14 protein-coding genes and 1 pseudogene are annotated in these 16,381 nt (G+C 61.2%); 5 read left to right on the top strand and 10 right to left on the bottom strand.

What is annotated here, in order from left to right; all coding sequences use genetic code 11:
* The first annotated feature begins 3 nt into the window (after window positions 1-3).
* From tatB to ACEN8Z_RS04495, 5 genes and pseudogenes are all read left to right on the top strand, one after another.
* Entirely contained in the window at window positions 4-444 is a 441-nt protein-coding gene (tatB, locus tag ACEN8Z_RS04515) for a Sec-independent protein translocase protein TatB (protein ID WP_008017049.1), read from the top strand.
* Window positions 441-1,235, top strand: a complete 795-nt coding sequence (tatC, locus tag ACEN8Z_RS04510; RefSeq protein WP_007996287.1) for a twin-arginine translocase subunit TatC — start codon at window positions 441-443, stop codon at window positions 1,233-1,235. The genes tatB and tatC overlap by 4 nt, the downstream gene beginning before the upstream one ends.
* Entirely contained in the window at window positions 1,232-1,939 is a 708-nt protein-coding gene (locus ACEN8Z_RS04505) for a 16S rRNA (uracil(1498)-N(3))-methyltransferase (RefSeq protein ID WP_223457795.1), read from the top strand. The genes tatC and ACEN8Z_RS04505 overlap by 4 nt, the downstream gene beginning before the upstream one ends.
* 139 nt (window positions 1,940-2,078) lie before the next feature.
* A pseudogene (locus ACEN8Z_RS04500) lies at window positions 2,079-3,224 on the top strand (methyl-accepting chemotaxis protein); the annotation flags it as partial.
* Complete coding sequence (locus ACEN8Z_RS04495; protein ID WP_495598081.1) at window positions 3,207-4,079, top strand: methyl-accepting chemotaxis protein; 873 nt, start codon at window positions 3,207-3,209, stop codon at window positions 4,077-4,079. The pseudogene ACEN8Z_RS04500 and the gene ACEN8Z_RS04495, both read left to right, overlap by 18 nt.
* Before the next feature lie 157 nt (window positions 4,080-4,236).
* Here the strand turns inward: ACEN8Z_RS04495 and ACEN8Z_RS04490 are convergent, their stop codons facing one another.
* From ACEN8Z_RS04490 to hutG, 10 genes are all read right to left on the bottom strand, one after another.
* Window positions 4,237-4,971: an amino acid ABC transporter ATP-binding protein gene (locus ACEN8Z_RS04490; RefSeq protein ID WP_495596896.1), complete on the bottom strand. Its 735-nt coding sequence runs from the start codon at window positions 4,969-4,971 to the stop codon at window positions 4,237-4,239.
* Entirely contained in the window at window positions 4,964-5,923 is a 960-nt protein-coding gene (locus ACEN8Z_RS04485; protein WP_007996293.1) for an amino acid ABC transporter permease, read from the bottom strand. Before ACEN8Z_RS04485 ends, ACEN8Z_RS04490 begins: the two co-directional genes overlap by 8 nt.
* A gap of 162 nt (window positions 5,924-6,085) precedes the next feature.
* Window positions 6,086-6,883, bottom strand: coding sequence for a transporter substrate-binding domain-containing protein (locus ACEN8Z_RS04480; RefSeq protein WP_204931013.1), 798 nt, complete (start codon window positions 6,881-6,883; stop codon window positions 6,086-6,088).
* A 197-nt stretch (window positions 6,884-7,080) separates the two neighbouring features.
* The gene (gene mdoH, locus ACEN8Z_RS04475) at window positions 7,081-9,651 is read right to left on the bottom strand and encodes a glucans biosynthesis glucosyltransferase MdoH (RefSeq protein ID WP_033052211.1); all 2,571 of its coding nucleotides are present in this window, start codon (window positions 9,649-9,651) and stop codon (window positions 7,081-7,083) included.
* On the bottom strand, window positions 9,644-11,458 hold the full coding sequence (locus tag ACEN8Z_RS04470) for a glucan biosynthesis protein G (RefSeq protein WP_495596895.1): 1,815 nt from the start codon (window positions 11,456-11,458) through the stop codon (window positions 9,644-9,646). The genes mdoH and ACEN8Z_RS04470 overlap by 8 nt, the downstream gene beginning before the upstream one ends.
* A 321-nt stretch (window positions 11,459-11,779) precedes the next feature.
* Complete coding sequence (dtd, locus tag ACEN8Z_RS04465; RefSeq protein ID WP_007989269.1) at window positions 11,780-12,217, bottom strand: D-aminoacyl-tRNA deacylase; 438 nt, start codon at window positions 12,215-12,217, stop codon at window positions 11,780-11,782.
* Complete coding sequence (gene pip / locus ACEN8Z_RS04460; protein WP_008002965.1) at window positions 12,214-13,185, bottom strand: prolyl aminopeptidase; 972 nt, start codon at window positions 13,183-13,185, stop codon at window positions 12,214-12,216. Before pip ends, dtd begins: the two co-directional genes overlap by 4 nt.
* Before the next feature lie 104 nt (window positions 13,186-13,289).
* The gene (locus ACEN8Z_RS04455) at window positions 13,290-14,195 is read right to left on the bottom strand and encodes an alpha/beta hydrolase (RefSeq protein WP_495596894.1); all 906 of its coding nucleotides are present in this window, start codon (window positions 14,193-14,195) and stop codon (window positions 13,290-13,292) included.
* 157 nt (window positions 14,196-14,352) lie between these two features.
* Complete coding sequence (locus ACEN8Z_RS04450) at window positions 14,353-15,309, bottom strand: choline ABC transporter substrate-binding protein (RefSeq protein WP_008002961.1); 957 nt, start codon at window positions 15,307-15,309, stop codon at window positions 14,353-14,355.
* Window positions 15,310-15,575: 266 nt separating this feature from the next.
* The gene (hutG, locus tag ACEN8Z_RS04445) at window positions 15,576-16,379 is read right to left on the bottom strand and encodes an N-formylglutamate deformylase (RefSeq protein WP_495596893.1); all 804 of its coding nucleotides are present in this window, start codon (window positions 16,377-16,379) and stop codon (window positions 15,576-15,578) included.
* Window positions 16,380-16,381: the final 2 nt, after the last annotated feature.

The raw sequence follows: 16,381 nt of genomic DNA, 5'->3' as shown, positions 1-16,381 counted from the left end.
CTAATGTTTGGTATCAGCTTCTCTGAACTGCTGCTCGTCGGCCTCGTTGCCCTGCTGGTGCTGGGTCCCGAGCGCTTGCCGGGCGCTGCGCGCACCGCTGGCCTGTGGGTCGGGCGCCTGAAGCGCAGCTTCAACGCGATCAAACAGGAAGTTGAACGTGAAATCGGTGCCGACGAGATTCGTCGGCAACTGCACAACGAGCACATCCTGTCGCTTGAGCAGGAGGCGCGGAAAATCTTCACGCCGACCCAGCAGGAGCCTACGCCGGTCGAGCATGTGGGAGAGCAGACGATTCAGGCTCCCGCCGCCAGCGTCGCAACACCCGCTGCAGCGGCAGAACCTGCACCCGTTGTTGCAGCCATACCGGTTGAACCCGTCACACCTGCGGCTGCGCCTGTTGCGCCAGCCCCTCATGACCCAACACTGCCGCCGCGAGCCCCATGAGCGATCTCCCTGAAAACGACCAGCACATGCCGCTGGTTTCGCACCTCACCGAGTTGCGTACCCGCCTGCTGCGCTGTGTAGCGGCGATTTTCATCATCTTCGCCGGGCTGTTTGCCTTCACCCAGCAGATCTACACCTTCGTCTCTACGCCGCTGCGTGCGTACCTGCCCGCCGGCGCGACGATGATTGCCACCGACGTGTCGTCGCCGTTCCTGACGCCACTGAAGCTGACCATGATGGTCTCGCTGTTCCTGGCCATCCCGGTGATCCTGCATCAGATCTGGGGCTTCATTGCCCCAGGCCTGTACAAGCATGAAAAACGCATCGCCGTGCCACTGCTGGTGTCCAGCATCCTGTTGTTCTACGCCGGCATGGCCTTCGCCTATTTCCTGGTGTTCCCGCTGATCTTCAAGTTCTTCGCCGCCGCCACCCCGGCCGGCGTGGAAATGATGACCGACATCACCAGCTACCTCGATTTCGTCATGACGCTGTTCTTCGCCTTTGGCGTGGCGTTCGAGATCCCGGTGGCCGTGGTGCTGCTGGTATGGATCGGCGTGGTCGACGTCAAATACCTGAAGAAAATCCGCCCGTACGTGATCATCGGCTGTTTCGTGGTCGGCATGATCCTGACGCCACCGGACATTTTCTCGCAGACCCTGCTGGCCGTGCCGATGTGGCTGTTGTTTGAAATCGGCATCCTGTTCGGCAGCCTGATCAGCAAGCGTGGCGAGCATCCGGACGACCAGCCGGCTGACGATCACAACGACCAGCCGCCAGCGACCCAAGCGTGAACCTGCTGCTCCTCATCGAGGCCGACTTCATTGCGGCCGACCGGGTGATCCTGCGTGATCGCCGGCTGACGCACATGCAGGAAGTCCACCGCTGTGAAGTGGGTGACAGCATGCGCGTCGGGCGGATCGGCGGTCTGATGGGCTCCGCCGAAGTGCTGCGCCTGGACGCCGACGAAGCGGAATTGCGCGTCACCCTCGACCAGCCGCCACCGGCCAAGCTGCCATTGACCCTGGTATTGGCCCTGCCGCGGCCCAAAATGCTGCGCAGGGTGTTTCAGACTGTGGCAGCCATGGGTGTGCCGCGTATCGTGCTGGTCAACAGCTATCGCGTCGAGAAGAGCTTCTGGCAGACCCCGTTCCTGGAGCCCGAGGCGATTCGCGAGCAGTTGATCCTCGGCCTCGAACAGGCCCGGGACAGCGTGCTGCCGGAAGTCGTCATCGAGAAGCGCTTCAAGCCGTTCGTCGAAGACCGCCTGCCCGCCATCACCGAAGGCACCCTCGGCCTGGTGGGGCACCCGGGCAATTACCCGCCCTGCCCTCGTGCACTCAGCGAACCGGTGACCCTGGCCATCGGCCCCGAGGGTGGCTGGATTCCCTACGAGATCGACCTGCTGGGCAAGTCCGGCCTGCAACCGGTGCAACTGGGCGAGCGCATTCTTCGGGTCGAAACCGCCGTGACCGCGCTGCTGGCACGACTGTTCTGATCCTGGACACAATCCCTTCTGGGAGCGAGCTTGCTCGCGATAGCGGCGTATCAGTCAACAATGAAGTGGCTGATACACCGTCATCGCGAGCAAGCTCGCTCCCACAGGTCCGGCTTCTACCCGAGATAGCTATTCGCCCATGCATCGGGCAGCGCCTACAGAACCTCGCGCCCCTGCCGATAAACACCCCATAAAACCAAATTGCGGTCCGGGGAGTTTCAGCATGTATCAATGGCTAGCCGAGAATCTGGGAAACGTCAGCGTCAAACGCAAGCTGGGGATCGGCTTCGGTCTGGTGCTGTTACTGACCCTGCTAATCACCTTCACCGGCTGGAGCGGCCTGAGCGGCGTGACCAGCCGCGGCGATAAACTGGGGTTCATCGCCAGCCTCAACGATCTGACCAAGGACCTGCGCATCGCCCGCCTGGATTACGAGATGCGCCGCGGCGAACAGGGTCCCGGCACCGTCAACGATCTGTTGGGCAAACTCGAAAGCGGCCTGCAGACTGCCCGCGGCCTGATCGAGCAACCGGCTGATACGGCCATGGTCGATCAACAACTGGCCGCTGTCGCCGAATACCGTCGTGCCTTCAGCGACATGACCCAGGCCGGCGCCCAGCGTGAAGACGCCCGCAGCAAACTCGGCGCCACCGCCGACAACGCCGTGGCCCGCGTCGCCGAAGTGGAAAAATCCATGCTGCAAGGCGACAGCGTGGCGGCGTTCAACAGCGTGATCGACCTCGGCAAACTGATCCAGCAGGCGCGCTTCCAGGTTCGCGGCTACACCTACAGCGGCAAGAGCGAAGCCGAACAGCCGGCCCTCGACGCGATCGACAACGCCCTGAAGAACCTCGAGAGCCTGCCGGCCAAACTGCCTGAAGACCATATTGCCAACCTGCAACAGGCGACTGATTCGCTGAAGGCCTACCGCGCCGCTGTCAGCCAGTTCCGCGACTCCCAGGTGGCCAGCGCCAAGGCCCTGGTACGCATGTCCGCCCAAGGCGACATCCTGCTGGACATGAGCCAGAAACTCACCGTCTCGCAAACCGTCGTGCGCGACACCGACGCCGCCCACGCCAAGAACATGCTGACCCTCGCCACCGTCCTGGCCATCGCCTTCGGCCTGCTGGCCGCCTGGGCGATCACCCGGCAGATCATCATTCCATTGAACCAGACCCTGGCCGTCGCCGAACGCGTAGCCCGTGGCGACCTGACCCACAACCTGACATCGCAGCGCCGCGACGAACTCGGCCAGTTGCAGCGTGCCATGCAGAGCATGACCCAGGGCTTGCGCGAACTGATCGGCGGCATCAGCGATGGCGTCACGCAGATCGCCAGCGCCGCCGAAGAGCTGTCCGCCGTGACCGAACAGACCAGCGCCGGGGTCAACAGCCAGAAGGTCGAGACCGACCAGGTCGCGACTGCGATGAACGAAATGGCCGCCACCGTGCAGGAAGTCGCGCGCAACGCCGAAGAAGCCTCCGAAGCCGCCGTCGCCGCCGACCAGCAGGCCCGCGAGGGCGACAAAGTGGTGGGCGAAGCCATCGCCCAGATCGAACGCCTGGCCGCGGAAGTCGGCCACTCCACCGAGGCCATGGGCGAACTCAAGCGCGAAAGCGACAAGATCGGCAGCGTGCTCGACGTGATCAAGTCCGTGGCCCAGCAAACCAACCTGCTGGCGCTCAACGCCGCGATTGAAGCCGCCCGGGCCGGTGAAGCCGGACGTGGTTTTGCCGTGGTCGCAGACGAAGTCCGCAGCCTGGCCCAGCGCACCCAGAAGTCCACCGAAGAGATCGAAGAGCTGATCGTCGGCCTGCAAAACGGCACGCAGCAAGTCGCGACCATCATGGACAACAGCCGCAACCTGACCGACAGCAGTGTCGAACTGACTCGCCGCGCCGGTGGTTCACTGGAAAGCATCACCCGCACCGTCTCGGCGATTCAGGCGATGAACCAGCAGATCGCCGCTGCCGCCGAACAGCAAAGCGCTGTGGCCGAAGAGATCAACCGCAGCGTGCTGAACGTGCGGGACGTGTCGGACCAGACCTCGGCCGCAAGTGAAGAGACCGCGGCCTCCAGCGTTGAGCTGGCGCGGTTGGGAACGCATTTGCAGATGCTGGTGGGCAGGTTCAAGGTTTGAGGTGATTCATCCGCCTCGGCTCGCTTGGAACCGAGGTGATGCTATCGCGAGCAAGCTCGCTCCCACAGGGTTCTGTGGTGTTCCGCAATAAGTACTAACACCGAAAATCACTGTGGGAGCGAGCTTGCTCGCGATGGCGACTTTTCAGACGCCGAGGCTACAAAACCTGGCGCAAAAACGCCTGTGCACGCGGATCCTTCGGTGCATCGAAGAACTCCGCTGGCGAAGCATCTTCCAGCAACTTGCCGTGATCGAAGAACAGCACCCGGTCCGCCACTTCCCGGGCGAAGCCCATTTCGTGGGTGACGCAGACCATGGTCATGCCTTCCACAGCCAGGTTTTTCATCACATCCAGCACTTCGCCGACCATTTCCGGGTCGAGTGCCGAGGTCGGCTCATCGAACAGCATGACCTTCGGCTCCATCGCCAGTGCCCGGGCGATGGCCACGCGTTGTTGCTGACCGCCGGACAGGCGTGACGGAAACTCGTTGGCCTTCTGCGCAATCCCGACCTTTTCCAGCAACGCCATGGCCTTGGCCTCACGCTCCTTTTTGCCGCGTTTGCGCACGACTTTCTGCGCCAGGCAGAGGTTTTCCAGCACGGTCATGTGCGGGAACAGGTTGAAGTGCTGGAACACCATGCCGACTTCGCGGCGATAGGCGTTCACATCGGTTTTCGGGTCGGCCAGTTGCAGGCCGTCGATGCTCACCGAGCCGGAATCGAAGGTTTCCAGGCCATTGAGGCAGCGCAGAAAGGTCGACTTGCCGGAACCGGACGGACCGATCACCACCAGCACTTCGCCCTTGGCGACCGTTGTGCTGACGTTATCCACCGCGCGCACCACTTGGCCACGGGTGTCGAAGACTTTTACCAGATCGCGGACTTCAATCACTTTGCGCGAGCCTCCGCTCAAGCCGACTGGCGATTTTCGACAGTGGCAGGTTGATCAACAGGTACAGGCCGGCGACGCAGAACAGGATTTCGAACGGCGAGAACGAGGTGGTAATGACTTCGCGGCCACTTTTGAGCAGTTCGGTAATCGCGATCACCGACACCAGCGAGGTGTCCTTCACCAGGCTGATGAACTGCCCTGCCAGCGGCGGCAGTACACGCTTGAAGGCTTGCGGCAGCACCACATGACGCATCGACTGACCGGCACTCAAACCCAGCGACCGTGCAGCTTCGTTCTGGCCACGGGCAATGGATTGCACGCCGGAGCGGATGATTTCCGCCACATAGGCGCCAGTGAACAACGACAGCGCCGCGATCCCGGCGAATTCCCGGGACAGGTTCATCACCGTGCCGATGAAGAAGTAGAAAATGAAGATCTGTACCAGCAGCGGCGTACCGCGCACCAGCTCGACGTAGATCGTCGAGAGGTCGCGCAGGGTCGGGTTGTTCGACAGCCGGCACAGGCCGGTGGCCAGACCGATCAGCAGCCCTAGAACGCCGGACACCACAGACAACCACAAGGTGGTCCAGAGCCCCCACATCAGCGGTCCTGCGGCCCAATGGCGGGTCACGCCAATCACATCGCCCTCGGCCACATCATCGCCTTGGGCGACTTGCAGGCTGTTGTCGTCGACGATCAGGTGCTGCTCGGTGCCGGCGTCGTTGCGCAGGGTGACTTCAGCCTTGTCGCCCTTGCGCACCAGTTCGCTGACGGTGGAGATGTCGGCGGCGCGCTGGGACTCTTCGGCGTGGTAGGCGAAGTACTGCGGAACGCGGTTCCAGCGCCATTCGTAGGACATCAGCGAGGTGGCGTAGTACAACGCGCCGGCCAGGCCGATGAGCACCAGCACGGTCAGGACGTGCCAGGGCCATTGGGCTTTTTTCTGTTTCATTGGGTTTGTTGAATCCGAAAGTTGTATCGCCGGGGAGGCCGCTATCGCGAGCAAGCTCGCTCCCACAGGGGCTGTGCCGGACACAAAATTTGTGTTCACCCGGATTAACTGTGGGAGCGAGCTTGCTCGCGATTGCAGCGACGCGGTCTATTTGACCGAGTGTTACTCCATGTCCTTGAGCCACTCGCTGCTCTTGAACCACTTGTCATGGATGCGATCGTAGGTGCCGTCTTCGTGGATCTGGTGCAGGAAGTTGTTGATGAAGTTGATGCTGTCGTAATCACCCTTCTTCAAACCGAAGGCCAACGGCTCGTAGGTGAACGGCTTGTCGAGGAACACCAGTTTGCCGTTGCCGACCTTGTTCACCGCCACGACGTTGTACGGCGCGTCGTAGATGAAGGCGTCAGCCTTGCCGTTGACCACGTCGAGCACTGCTTCCTGCTCGTTGTCGTAACCGTGGTACTTGGCTTTGGAGATGAGCTTTTTGGCAACCATTTCGCCGGTGGTGCCGAGTTTGGAGGTGATGCGGTAGTCGGCCGTGTTCAGGTCTTTATAGGACTGGATGGTGCCTTCCAGCTCCTTGCGGATCAGCAGGGTCTGGCCAACCACGATGAACGGTTCGCTGAAGTTCAGGCGCAGGTTGCGTTCCTGGGTCAGGGTCATGCCGCTGCCGATCATGTCGAACTTGTCGGTCAGCAGGGCCGGTATGATGCCGTCGTAACCGGTGGACACCAGCTCCAGCTTGACGCCCATGGCCTTGGACATGGCTTTGAGGATGTCGACTTCGAAGCCAATGATCTCGCCGCGCTTGTTGGTCATTTCGAACGGCATGTAGGTCGGGTCCATGCCGACTTTCAACGTGCCGCGCTTGACCGCGTCATCGATGGCACCGGCCTGCGCCGCGTTCACTGCAACCAGTGCCGTGACGCCGACCAGCAGCATCGACAGATACTTCTTCATCTTCAAGTCCCCAAAACCATTGCGTTGTGAGGCGCGCAAAAATGGCGGCTCCCCCGGGAGGAAACGCACCAATACGGACAAAAATTATCCGGGCACGCCAATTCGGGGACGGATCCTAAACTACTCGTCCGTTTGCACAAGGGTTTGGGAACGATCAGGCAAAAAAAAGCCCCGCTGGATAGCGGGGCGTTTCTTCATCAGGCCAACTGAGGCTGGACGCTCAGCGGCTTGAGCGGCAGCAGCGGTGCATGGGGGTCGGCCTTGACCGACTTGCGCCACGCGCCCAGCCACTCGGCATGACTTTCGTTCCAGACCTGCTCATGCAGGCGGGCCAGGGCCACCGGGTCACTGAGCAACTGCACACGCTCGTTGTTGGTCAGCCCTTCAGGACCGACTTTCATTGCATGGCGTACCCGCTCGACCCGCAGCCATTCAATCGGCTCGGCCTCACGGTGACGCGAGGTCGCCAGCGAGCACGCCAGGGCGTTCTGCTGTGGATCGACCACCGAACGGACGAAGCCGTCGTTCAGCGCGTGCCAGCGGTTTTCGTGGGTGTACTGGTCGGTGGCCAGCAACGCCTGCGGCGGATTGTATTCCTCGGGGATCAGGAACAGGCTCTCGTCACGGGACTTGAGGCCCAGGCCGACACGGCTGGAGATCACCGATACCGGGATCGACAGCATCAACGAACCGACGATCGGCACCAGCCACCACAGGAAGCTCGGGTTCAGCCAGATCACCAGCATGGCCCAGAAGAAGCCCAGCAGGGTTTGCGGACCGTGGCGCTTGACCGCTTCGCTCCACGGCGTGGAGTCGTCGTCACGTTGCGGCGAGTTCCAGGTCGCGGCCCAGCCGAGGAACGCGGCGAGGACGAAACGGGTGTGGAAAATCATCCGCACCGGCGCCAGCAGCATGGAGAACAGCATCTCCAGCAGCATCGACAGGGTCACCTTGAACTTGCCGCCGAACTCTTTCGCTCCCTTGGCCCAGATCAGGATGATGCTCAACAGCTTCGGCAGGAACAGCAGCACGATGGTGGTCGAGAACAACGCAATCGCTTTGTCCGGGTGCCATTGCGGCCACAGCGGATAGAGCTGGCGCGGTTCCAGGAAGTACTGCGGCTCCATCAGCGTGTTGACCGCCAGCAGCGCGGTCGACAGCACCAGGAAGAAGAACCACAACGGCGCCGACAGATAGGACATTACGCCAGTCAGGAACACCGCACGGTGCACCGGGTGCATGCCCTTGACCAGGAACAAGCGGAAGTTCATCAGGTTGCCGTGGCACCAGCGACGGTCACGCTTGAGTTCGTCCAGCAGGTTTGGCGGCAGTTCTTCATAGCTGCCCGGCAAGTCGTAGGCAATCCACACGCCCCAGCCGGCACGGCGCATCAGCGCGGCTTCGACGAAGTCGTGGGACAGGATCGCACCGGAGAACGCGCCTTTACCGGGCAACGGCGCCAGGGCGCAGTGATCGATGAACGGCTTCATGCGGATGATCGCGTTGTGGCCCCAGTAGTGCGACTCGCCCAGTTGCCAGAAGTGCAGACCGGCGGTGAACAGCGGGCCATACACGCGAGTGGCGAACTGCTGCATGCGCGCATACAGGGTGTCCATGCCCGACGCACGTGGCGCGGTCTGGATGATCCCGGCGTCCGGCGTGGCTTCCATCAGGCGCACCAGACTGGTCAGGCACTCGCCGCTCATCACGGAGTCGGCATCGAGTACGACCATGTACTTGTAGTCACCGCCCCAACGACGGCAGAAGTCGTCGAGGTTGCCGCTTTTACGTTTTACGCGACGACGGCGGCGGCGATAGAAGATCTTGCCGAAGCCACCGGCTTCGCGGCAGACGTCCAGCCAGGCCTGTTGCTCGGCAACACAGATATCGGCGTCGTTACTGTCGCTGAGGACGAAGAAGTCGAAGCGGTCCAGGTCACCCGTGGCCGCAACCGACTCGAAGGTCGCCCGCAGGCCGGCGAATACCCGAGGCACGTCTTCGTTGCAGATCGGCATCACCAGGGCGGTGCGCGCATCCTTTGGAATCGGCTCGTTGCCGGCACTTTTACCGGAGATACGGTACTTGTCGTGACCGGTGAGCAACTCGAGGAAGCCCATCAGCGCGGTCCAGAAACCGGCCGATACCCAGCAGAACAGAATCCCGAACAGGATCAGGATGCTGGTCTGCAACGCATACGGCAGCACCTGCGTGGCGGTTTGCAGCAGCGGTTGGTGCAGCACTTCGTTGAGGTCGACGAACGACCAGCCCTGGTACGGCATGATGCCTTTCATGTACCAGCCGGCGACGATGGTCTGGCCGAGCATCAGCAGCAACAGAATGTAGCGACGGATCGAACCGACCGTGCGCCAGCGCGCAGCAGGCAACACCCGTTCGTCCTTCGGCGGCTTCGGCGGGTTGGTGCGACCGGTCATCCGACGCCAGCCGCGCACCAGAATGTTGGTGCGCCACGGCTCCGGCACGACCTTGGTCCGACGAATAGGTGGAGTCGCCTTGAGGCAGACCCGGCCGTTGGCGTCGAGCGCCAGCATTTCCGCGTCCTGCAGCTCTTCGGCGGTGCTCAGGGTCAGGCGTTTGCCGACCGAAGCCTGGGCGGCGTCGGTCGGGGCATCGAACGTCGACGATGACAGGCGTTCATGCAATTCGCTGAAAGACTGGCAGCCCGCGAGTTCCGCGCGCTGCTCGTCGGTCATCGGCAGATGCGCCAGATACTCGGAAAGAGATTCTGGCCGTACTTGAAAGTTACTCATCGGCAGGCAACTGATAGCTCCAGGTCTCGGTCAGGACTTCTTCAGTCGGGGCCGATTCCGGTGTGGCTGGGGCCGCGTCGGCAGCGACAGGCTGCTTGGCGTCTTTATTGGCCTTGTCCTTGGCATCTGCAACAGGCTTCGCGTCAGACTGCTTGGCCTCCGCTTGCTTGGCTTCCTTGTCCTCTTTCTCTTGTTGCTTGGCGGCAACCTTGTCGGCCTTGGCAACCGAGGAGTTCGACGACGGAATCGACGTCTTGGCCAGATCCGCAGGCACGATGTTCTGTACCAGCGCGGCACGCATCTCGGTGGCCTTGCCCGGATCCTTGATCTTCATCCGCAGGGTCAGGCGCCAGCCCTTGGTTTCAGGGTTGTAGCGCACGCTGTTTTCCACCAGCTCGGCGTTGTCGCCGACGCTGACCTGGCTGCGAACCTCCGCGTCGGCCGGCAATGCCGCCAGGGACGGGCCTTCGAAGTCCACCAGGTAGGCAACGCTGCCGTCCGGCTGACGAATCAGGTTGGACTGTTTGACGTCACCGGTGGAACGCAGGGTCTGTTTGACCCAGGCGCTGTCCGGCGCGTGAATCGCCGATTCGTCCATGGTCCAGTGCATACGATAAGCGACATCGAGCGGCTGGCCAGGTTCCGGCAATTTTTCCGGGTTCCAGAACGCCACTATATTGTCGTTGGTTTCGTCGGCGGTCGGAATTTCGACCAGATCGACGGTGCCCTTGCCCCAGTCACCCTTCGGCTCGATCCAGGCGCTTGGGCGCCTGTCGTACCGGTCGTCGAGGTCTTCATAGTGGCTGAAGTCGCGGCCACGTTGCAGAAGACCGAACCCGCGCGGGTTTTCCACGCTGAAGTTGCTCACGGCCAGGTGTTTCGGATTGTTCAGTGGACGCCAGATCCACTCGCCGTTGCCGGCATGGATCGCCAGACCGCTGGAGTCGTGCAGCTCGCGACGGTAGTTCAGTACTTTCGACGGCTGGTTGGCGCCGAACAGGTACATGCTGGTCAACGGGGCGATACCCAGTTTGCCGACCTTGTCACGCAGGAACATCTGCGCCTTGACGTCGACGATGGTGTCACTGCCCGGACGCAGAGTCAGGCGATAGGCGCCGGTGGCACGAGGAGAATCCAGCAGGGCGAAGATCACCAGGTGCTTGTCGCCTGGCTTGGGCTGCTGAATCCAGAACTCGCGGAAACGCGGGAATTCTTCGCCGGACGGCAATGCGGTATCAAGCGCCATGCCGCGAGCGGACAAACCATAGACGTGACCCTTGCCGACGACGCGGAAGTAGCTCGCGCCGAGCATGGTCATGATTTCGTCTTGCTTGTCGGCCTTGTTGATCGGGTACAGCACACGGAAACCGGCATAGCCCAGTTGTTCAGTGGCCTTGGGATCGAATTTCATGTCGCCGAAGTCGAAACGACTTGGGTCGTATTTGATCTCTTCGACGGTGTTCGCGGTGATTTCGTTGATTTTCACCGGCGTATCGAAATGCATGCCCTGGTGATAGAAGGACAGCTTGAACGGCGTCTTCTGATCGGCCCATTCGGCTTTTTCCGTCAGAAAACGAATTTTCTGATAGTCCGCGAATTTCATGTCGCGGAACTCGTTCGGCAGGTTACTGCGCGGCGCTTCGTATTTCTGCGCGGCCAGCTCTTTTGCCTTGGCCGATACATCATCCAGACTGAATGCCCAAAGCTGGCCGGCGCTGAGCAGGCAGAGCAATGCAGAGCCCGCTACCAGGGCGCTGCGTAACCGTTTGGCGGACAATTTTGGTGCGTTACAGGGACTAACAATCACGAGCAACCCTCGCCGAAAACAGATCAAAAAACCAACGGCCAGTTAAAGGGCCTGCACGGTGTGCGGTATGAAAAAACCGCCCTTGCAGACCACTCTTGCCAAGTTGGCGAGCATTGTTCCGACTCCGCTGGGGCGAAATGATTCCCCAATCGGATCCGGACAAGTCTCTACCTAAGTCAAAATGGACCAACGAACGCTGATCCCCGTAGCGCGCGATTATCTAGTAGGCCGCGTTACAACGCATCAGGGGTAACAAAGTATTTATCGCGAAAAATCCCTGTTTTCAGTCGAAATGAGCTTAAAAACTTGTTTCAAGCGCTTTCAGGTCTGTAACAGGAAGGTTACCGGGCCATCATTGACCAGATGCACCTGCATATCCGCGCCGAATCTACCTGATGCCACAGTGCCATGCACCTGTTTCGCTTTGCTTAATAGATAGTCGAATAGCTCCTCGCCCAGCGCCGGAGGGGCCGCGGTCGAAAAACTCGGACGCAGCCCGTTTTTAGTATCGGCAGCCAGGGTGAACTGAGAGACCAGCAGCAGCCCGCCGCCCACATCCGCCAGGGACAGATTCATCTTGCCCTCAGCGTCACTGAACACCCGATAGTTAAGCAGCTTATTAAGAAGTTTGTCGGCGCTGGCCCGCGTGTCGTCGGGCTCGACGGCGACCAGGACCAGCAATCCCTGATCGACGGCACCCACGACTTCGCCCGCAACCTCGACTCGCGCGCCGCGCACGCGTTGCAGCAGGCCCTTCATGCTTCTTCAGGCGGCAGGTCGAGCAGACGCCGGGCCATCAGATTGGCTGCGCGTACCAGCGCGTCGGTGATCCCCGGTTCGGAAGCGGCATGACCGGCATCGCGGATGACCTGCAGCTCGCTGTTCGGCCAGGCTTGGTGCAGTTCCCAGGCGTTATCCAGCGGGCAGATCACGTCATAGCGACCATGGATGATCACGCCTGGCAAATGGGCGATCTTGCCCATGTCGCGGATCAACTGGTTCGGCTCCAGGAAGGCGTGGTTGCTGAAGTAGTGGCATTCGATGCGGGCAATCGACAATGCACGTTGTGGCTCGGAGAAACGATCGACTACCAGCGGGTTAGGACGCAGGGTCGCGGTGCGGCCCTCCCAGGTGGACCAGGCCTTGGCCGCGTGCATCTGGGCAATCTGGTCGTTGCCGACCAGACGCTTGTGGAACGCGCTGAGCAAGTCGTCGCGCTCGTCCAGCGGGATCGGCGCGATGTAGTCCTGCCAGTAATCGGGGAACAGACGGCTGGCGCCGGCCTGGTAGAACCATTCGATTTCCTGCGGACGGCAGAGAAAGATCCCGCGCAGGATCAGGCCGTGTACCCGTTCAGGATGGGTTTGCGCATAGGCCAGCGCCAGGGTCGAACCCCAGGAGCCGCCAAACAGTACCCATTTGTCGATGCCCAGGTGCTTTCGAATCCGCTCAAGGTCGGCGACCAGATCCCAGGTGGTGTTGTTTTCCAGGCTGGCGTGGGGGGTGGAGCGACCGCAACCGCGCTGATCGAAAGTGACAATGCGATACAGGTTGGGATCGAAGAAGCACCGACTCTGGGCATCACATCCGGCACCGGGGCCGCCGTGGATGAACACCACCGGCAAGCCTTCCGGTGAACCGCTTTCGTCGACGTACAGGGTGTGGGTCGCATCGACGGCCAGATCGTGCCGGGCGTGGGGTTTGATCTGCGGGTACAAAGTCTGCATTGCGCGCTCCGTAAGGGGTCGAGGTCATCCCTGGGGGGACTTCTATTATTCTGCCGTCCGGCATCATAAACCCGAATTACGTCAATGAGCATGCCCATGCGGAATCAGAGTCTTGCCGCCAGATAACCAAACAAGGTTTCGTACAGCGCATCGACCTCCACCGCCTGCCCACGGGCCCGCAAACAGCCATGAACCAAACCCGCGCCGACATAAAGTGTGGCAGCCACGCCTGCCGCATTCAGTCGCTCGGCATACAACACGCCGTCATCACGCAACGGGTCGAATTGCGCCACGGCGATCAATGCCGGTGGCAGTCCACTGAAATCCCGGGCCAGCAATGGCATGGCGTAGGCGTTTGGTTGGCGGGTGCCGCGCAGGTAAAGCGCGTGATAGCAATCGACGTCACTGCTGCTGAGCAACGGCGCGTCGATGCACTCACTGCGCGACGGCAGCCGGTGATCGCCGCCCAATCCGGGATAGATCAGAACCTGCGCGCACGGCACCGGTTCGCCGGCATCGCGCAGCGCCAGGCATAACGCCGCCCCGAGGTTGCCACCGGCACTGTCGCCGACCACCAGCATACGCTGCGGGTCGAGTTGAAACGGCCCGTTGCGCAGTGCTCGCCAGACCTTCAGGCAATCATCGAACGCGGCGGGAAACGGATACTCCGGTGCCCGGCGGTAATCGACGGCGATCACCAGCACACCTAGCGTCGATGCCAACTCGGCGCAGATGAAATCGTGAGAATCCAGGTCCCCCACCACCCAGCCACCGCCATGCAGGTAAACGATGCAGGACGCACCACTGGCCGGCGGTTGATAGGAACGAACAGCAACGCCGGCCAACTCGAAATCGACCACATATAACCCGGCGGGGCGTGCCGGGCTAAATGCCCGGCACATCTCGCTGTAGGCCTGGCGCAACCCGGTGATGCTGCTGTCGGAGCTGTTGAAACTGACGGTTTTCTCGACGAATGCCGTCATCTGTCTGGAAAGCGGGTAAGAAGCCATGAGCCGGGTGCCCGTTCAGAGGAATGTGTGTCCTTGCAGGAGCGAGCTTGCTCCGGGCGGCGTTCCGACGATGATCGTCAACGATAACGCGGTAAGCCTGATATCCCGCGGCGTTCTCAGGTTTATCGCGAGCAAGCTCGCTCCTACAGGTTTGGTGTCAGTTCTTCAGGCTGGCCTGAACTGTTGCCACGCCATCCTTGCCATCGAAACTGCTGACACCCGCCAGCCAGCGCTGCAAGTCTTCGGGATGGTCACGCAGCCATTTTTTCGCGACATCCTGAGCGGTTTGACGCTCCATGATCGGCACCATCAACTGGCTTTCCTGGGCAGCGGTGAAGGTCAGGTTTTCCAGCAGTCGATTGACGTTCGGGCAGCGCTCGGCGTAATCCGGGGCAGTCACGCTGGAGACGGTCGCTGCGCCTTCATTCGGACCGTAGACATCTTCACTGCCAGTCAGGTAGGCGATCTTCATGTTGATGTTCATCGGGTGCGGGGTCCAGCCAACGAACACCACGAATTCCTTGCGATTTACTGCCCGCTGTACGGCGGCGAGCATGCCGGCCTCACCGGACTCGATGAGTTTGAAGTCCTTCAGGCCAAAGTGATTGGTCTCGATCATGGTCTTGATCGTTGTGTTGGCGCCGCTGCCCGGCTCGATGCCGTAGATCTTGCCGCCGAGCTGATCCTTGAATCTGGCGATGTCGGCGAAGGTTTTCAGACCGGCCGCTGCCACGTAGTCAGGGACCGCGAGGGTGGCCTGGGCATCGGCCAGGCTCGGTTTATCCATGACCTTCACCTGATTGGCAGCCACGAACGGTGCGATGTTTTTATCCATCGCCGGTTTCCAGTAACCCAGGAAGATGTCCAGGCGCTTGTCGCGGATGCCGGCGAAGATGATTTGCTGCACGGCGCTGGTTTGCTTGCTTTCGTAGCCGAGACCGTTGAGCAACACATCGGCCATGCCACTGGTGGCAATCACGTCGGTCCAGTTGACCACCCCCATGCGCACGGTTTTGCAGGAGGCGTCGTCCGCGGCCATGGCACCGGCGCTCAACAGAGCGGTGCCGCAGAAGATTGAGAGACAGCGGGTGAACAGACCTTTGGGGCTTGTCATAGAGAGCATTCTCGTGCGGCAGCGGATTATTGTCGGGCCGGTGTCTTTGTGCACCGTGGCCAGAACATTACGCAGCAGACGAGCGATGAAAGCGACCTGTGGCGACCGTGTTTTGCACGGTGGCGACTGTCCCGACGCGCTTTCAAGATAAACACATACCTGTGGGAGCGAGCTTGCTCGCGATGGCGGTGGATCAGTCAACATAGATGTAACAGACAGACCGCTATCGCGAGCAAGCTCGCTCCCACAGGGTTATATACCAAGCATTAAGCTTTGTAGTGTTTTTCGCCCCAGGCCAGCAGCCCTTGCAGCAACTCCTTTAGCACCACACGCGTCGGCTCCGCCAGATCCTGGCGATAACGGAACGGCTCGAACTCTTCCATGTAGGTGCACTGCCCCAGCTCCAGTTGCACCGCGTGAATGTTCTCCACCGGATTGCCGTAATGGCGGGTGATGTGGCCGCCCTTGAAGCGTCCGTTCAGCACGTGGGTGTAATTGTCGTGACGCGCGCAGATGGCTTCCAGCTGACTGGCCAACTGTGGATCGCAACTGGCGCCGTTGAAGGTACCGAGGTTGAAGTCCGGCAGTTTGCCGTCGAACAGGTGCGGGATCAGCGAGCGGATCGAGTGCGCATCGAACAGCAGCGCGTAGCCGAACTCGGCTTTCAACCGCGCCAGTTCCTGTTGCAGGGTGCTGTGGTACGGCGTCCAGATCTGCTCAAGGTAGGTGGCGCGCTCTTCTTTCGAAGGTTCCAGCCCTTCCCGGAACAACGGCACGCCGTCGAACAGCGTGGCCGGGTACAGGCCAGTGGTCGCACCGACGTACAACGGTTTATCGTCGGATGGCCGGTTAAGGTCAATGACGAATCGCGAATACTCGGCGGCCAGGGTGCTGGCACCCAGTTCGGCGGCGAAGTCGTACAGCTGAGGGATGTGCCAGTCGGTGTCCGGCAGGCTTTTCGCCTGTGGGATCAACCCGGCCTCGACCGCAGGTGTCAGACGCACACCGGCGTGAGGCATGCTGATCAGCAGCGGTACGCGGCCTTGTTTGAAGTTCAGTACCTTATCCACAA

The sequence above is a fragment of the Pseudomonas sp. Pseusp10 genome, from assembly GCF_059492225.1.
This window is presented reverse-complemented; position numbering and strand designations above follow the sequence as displayed.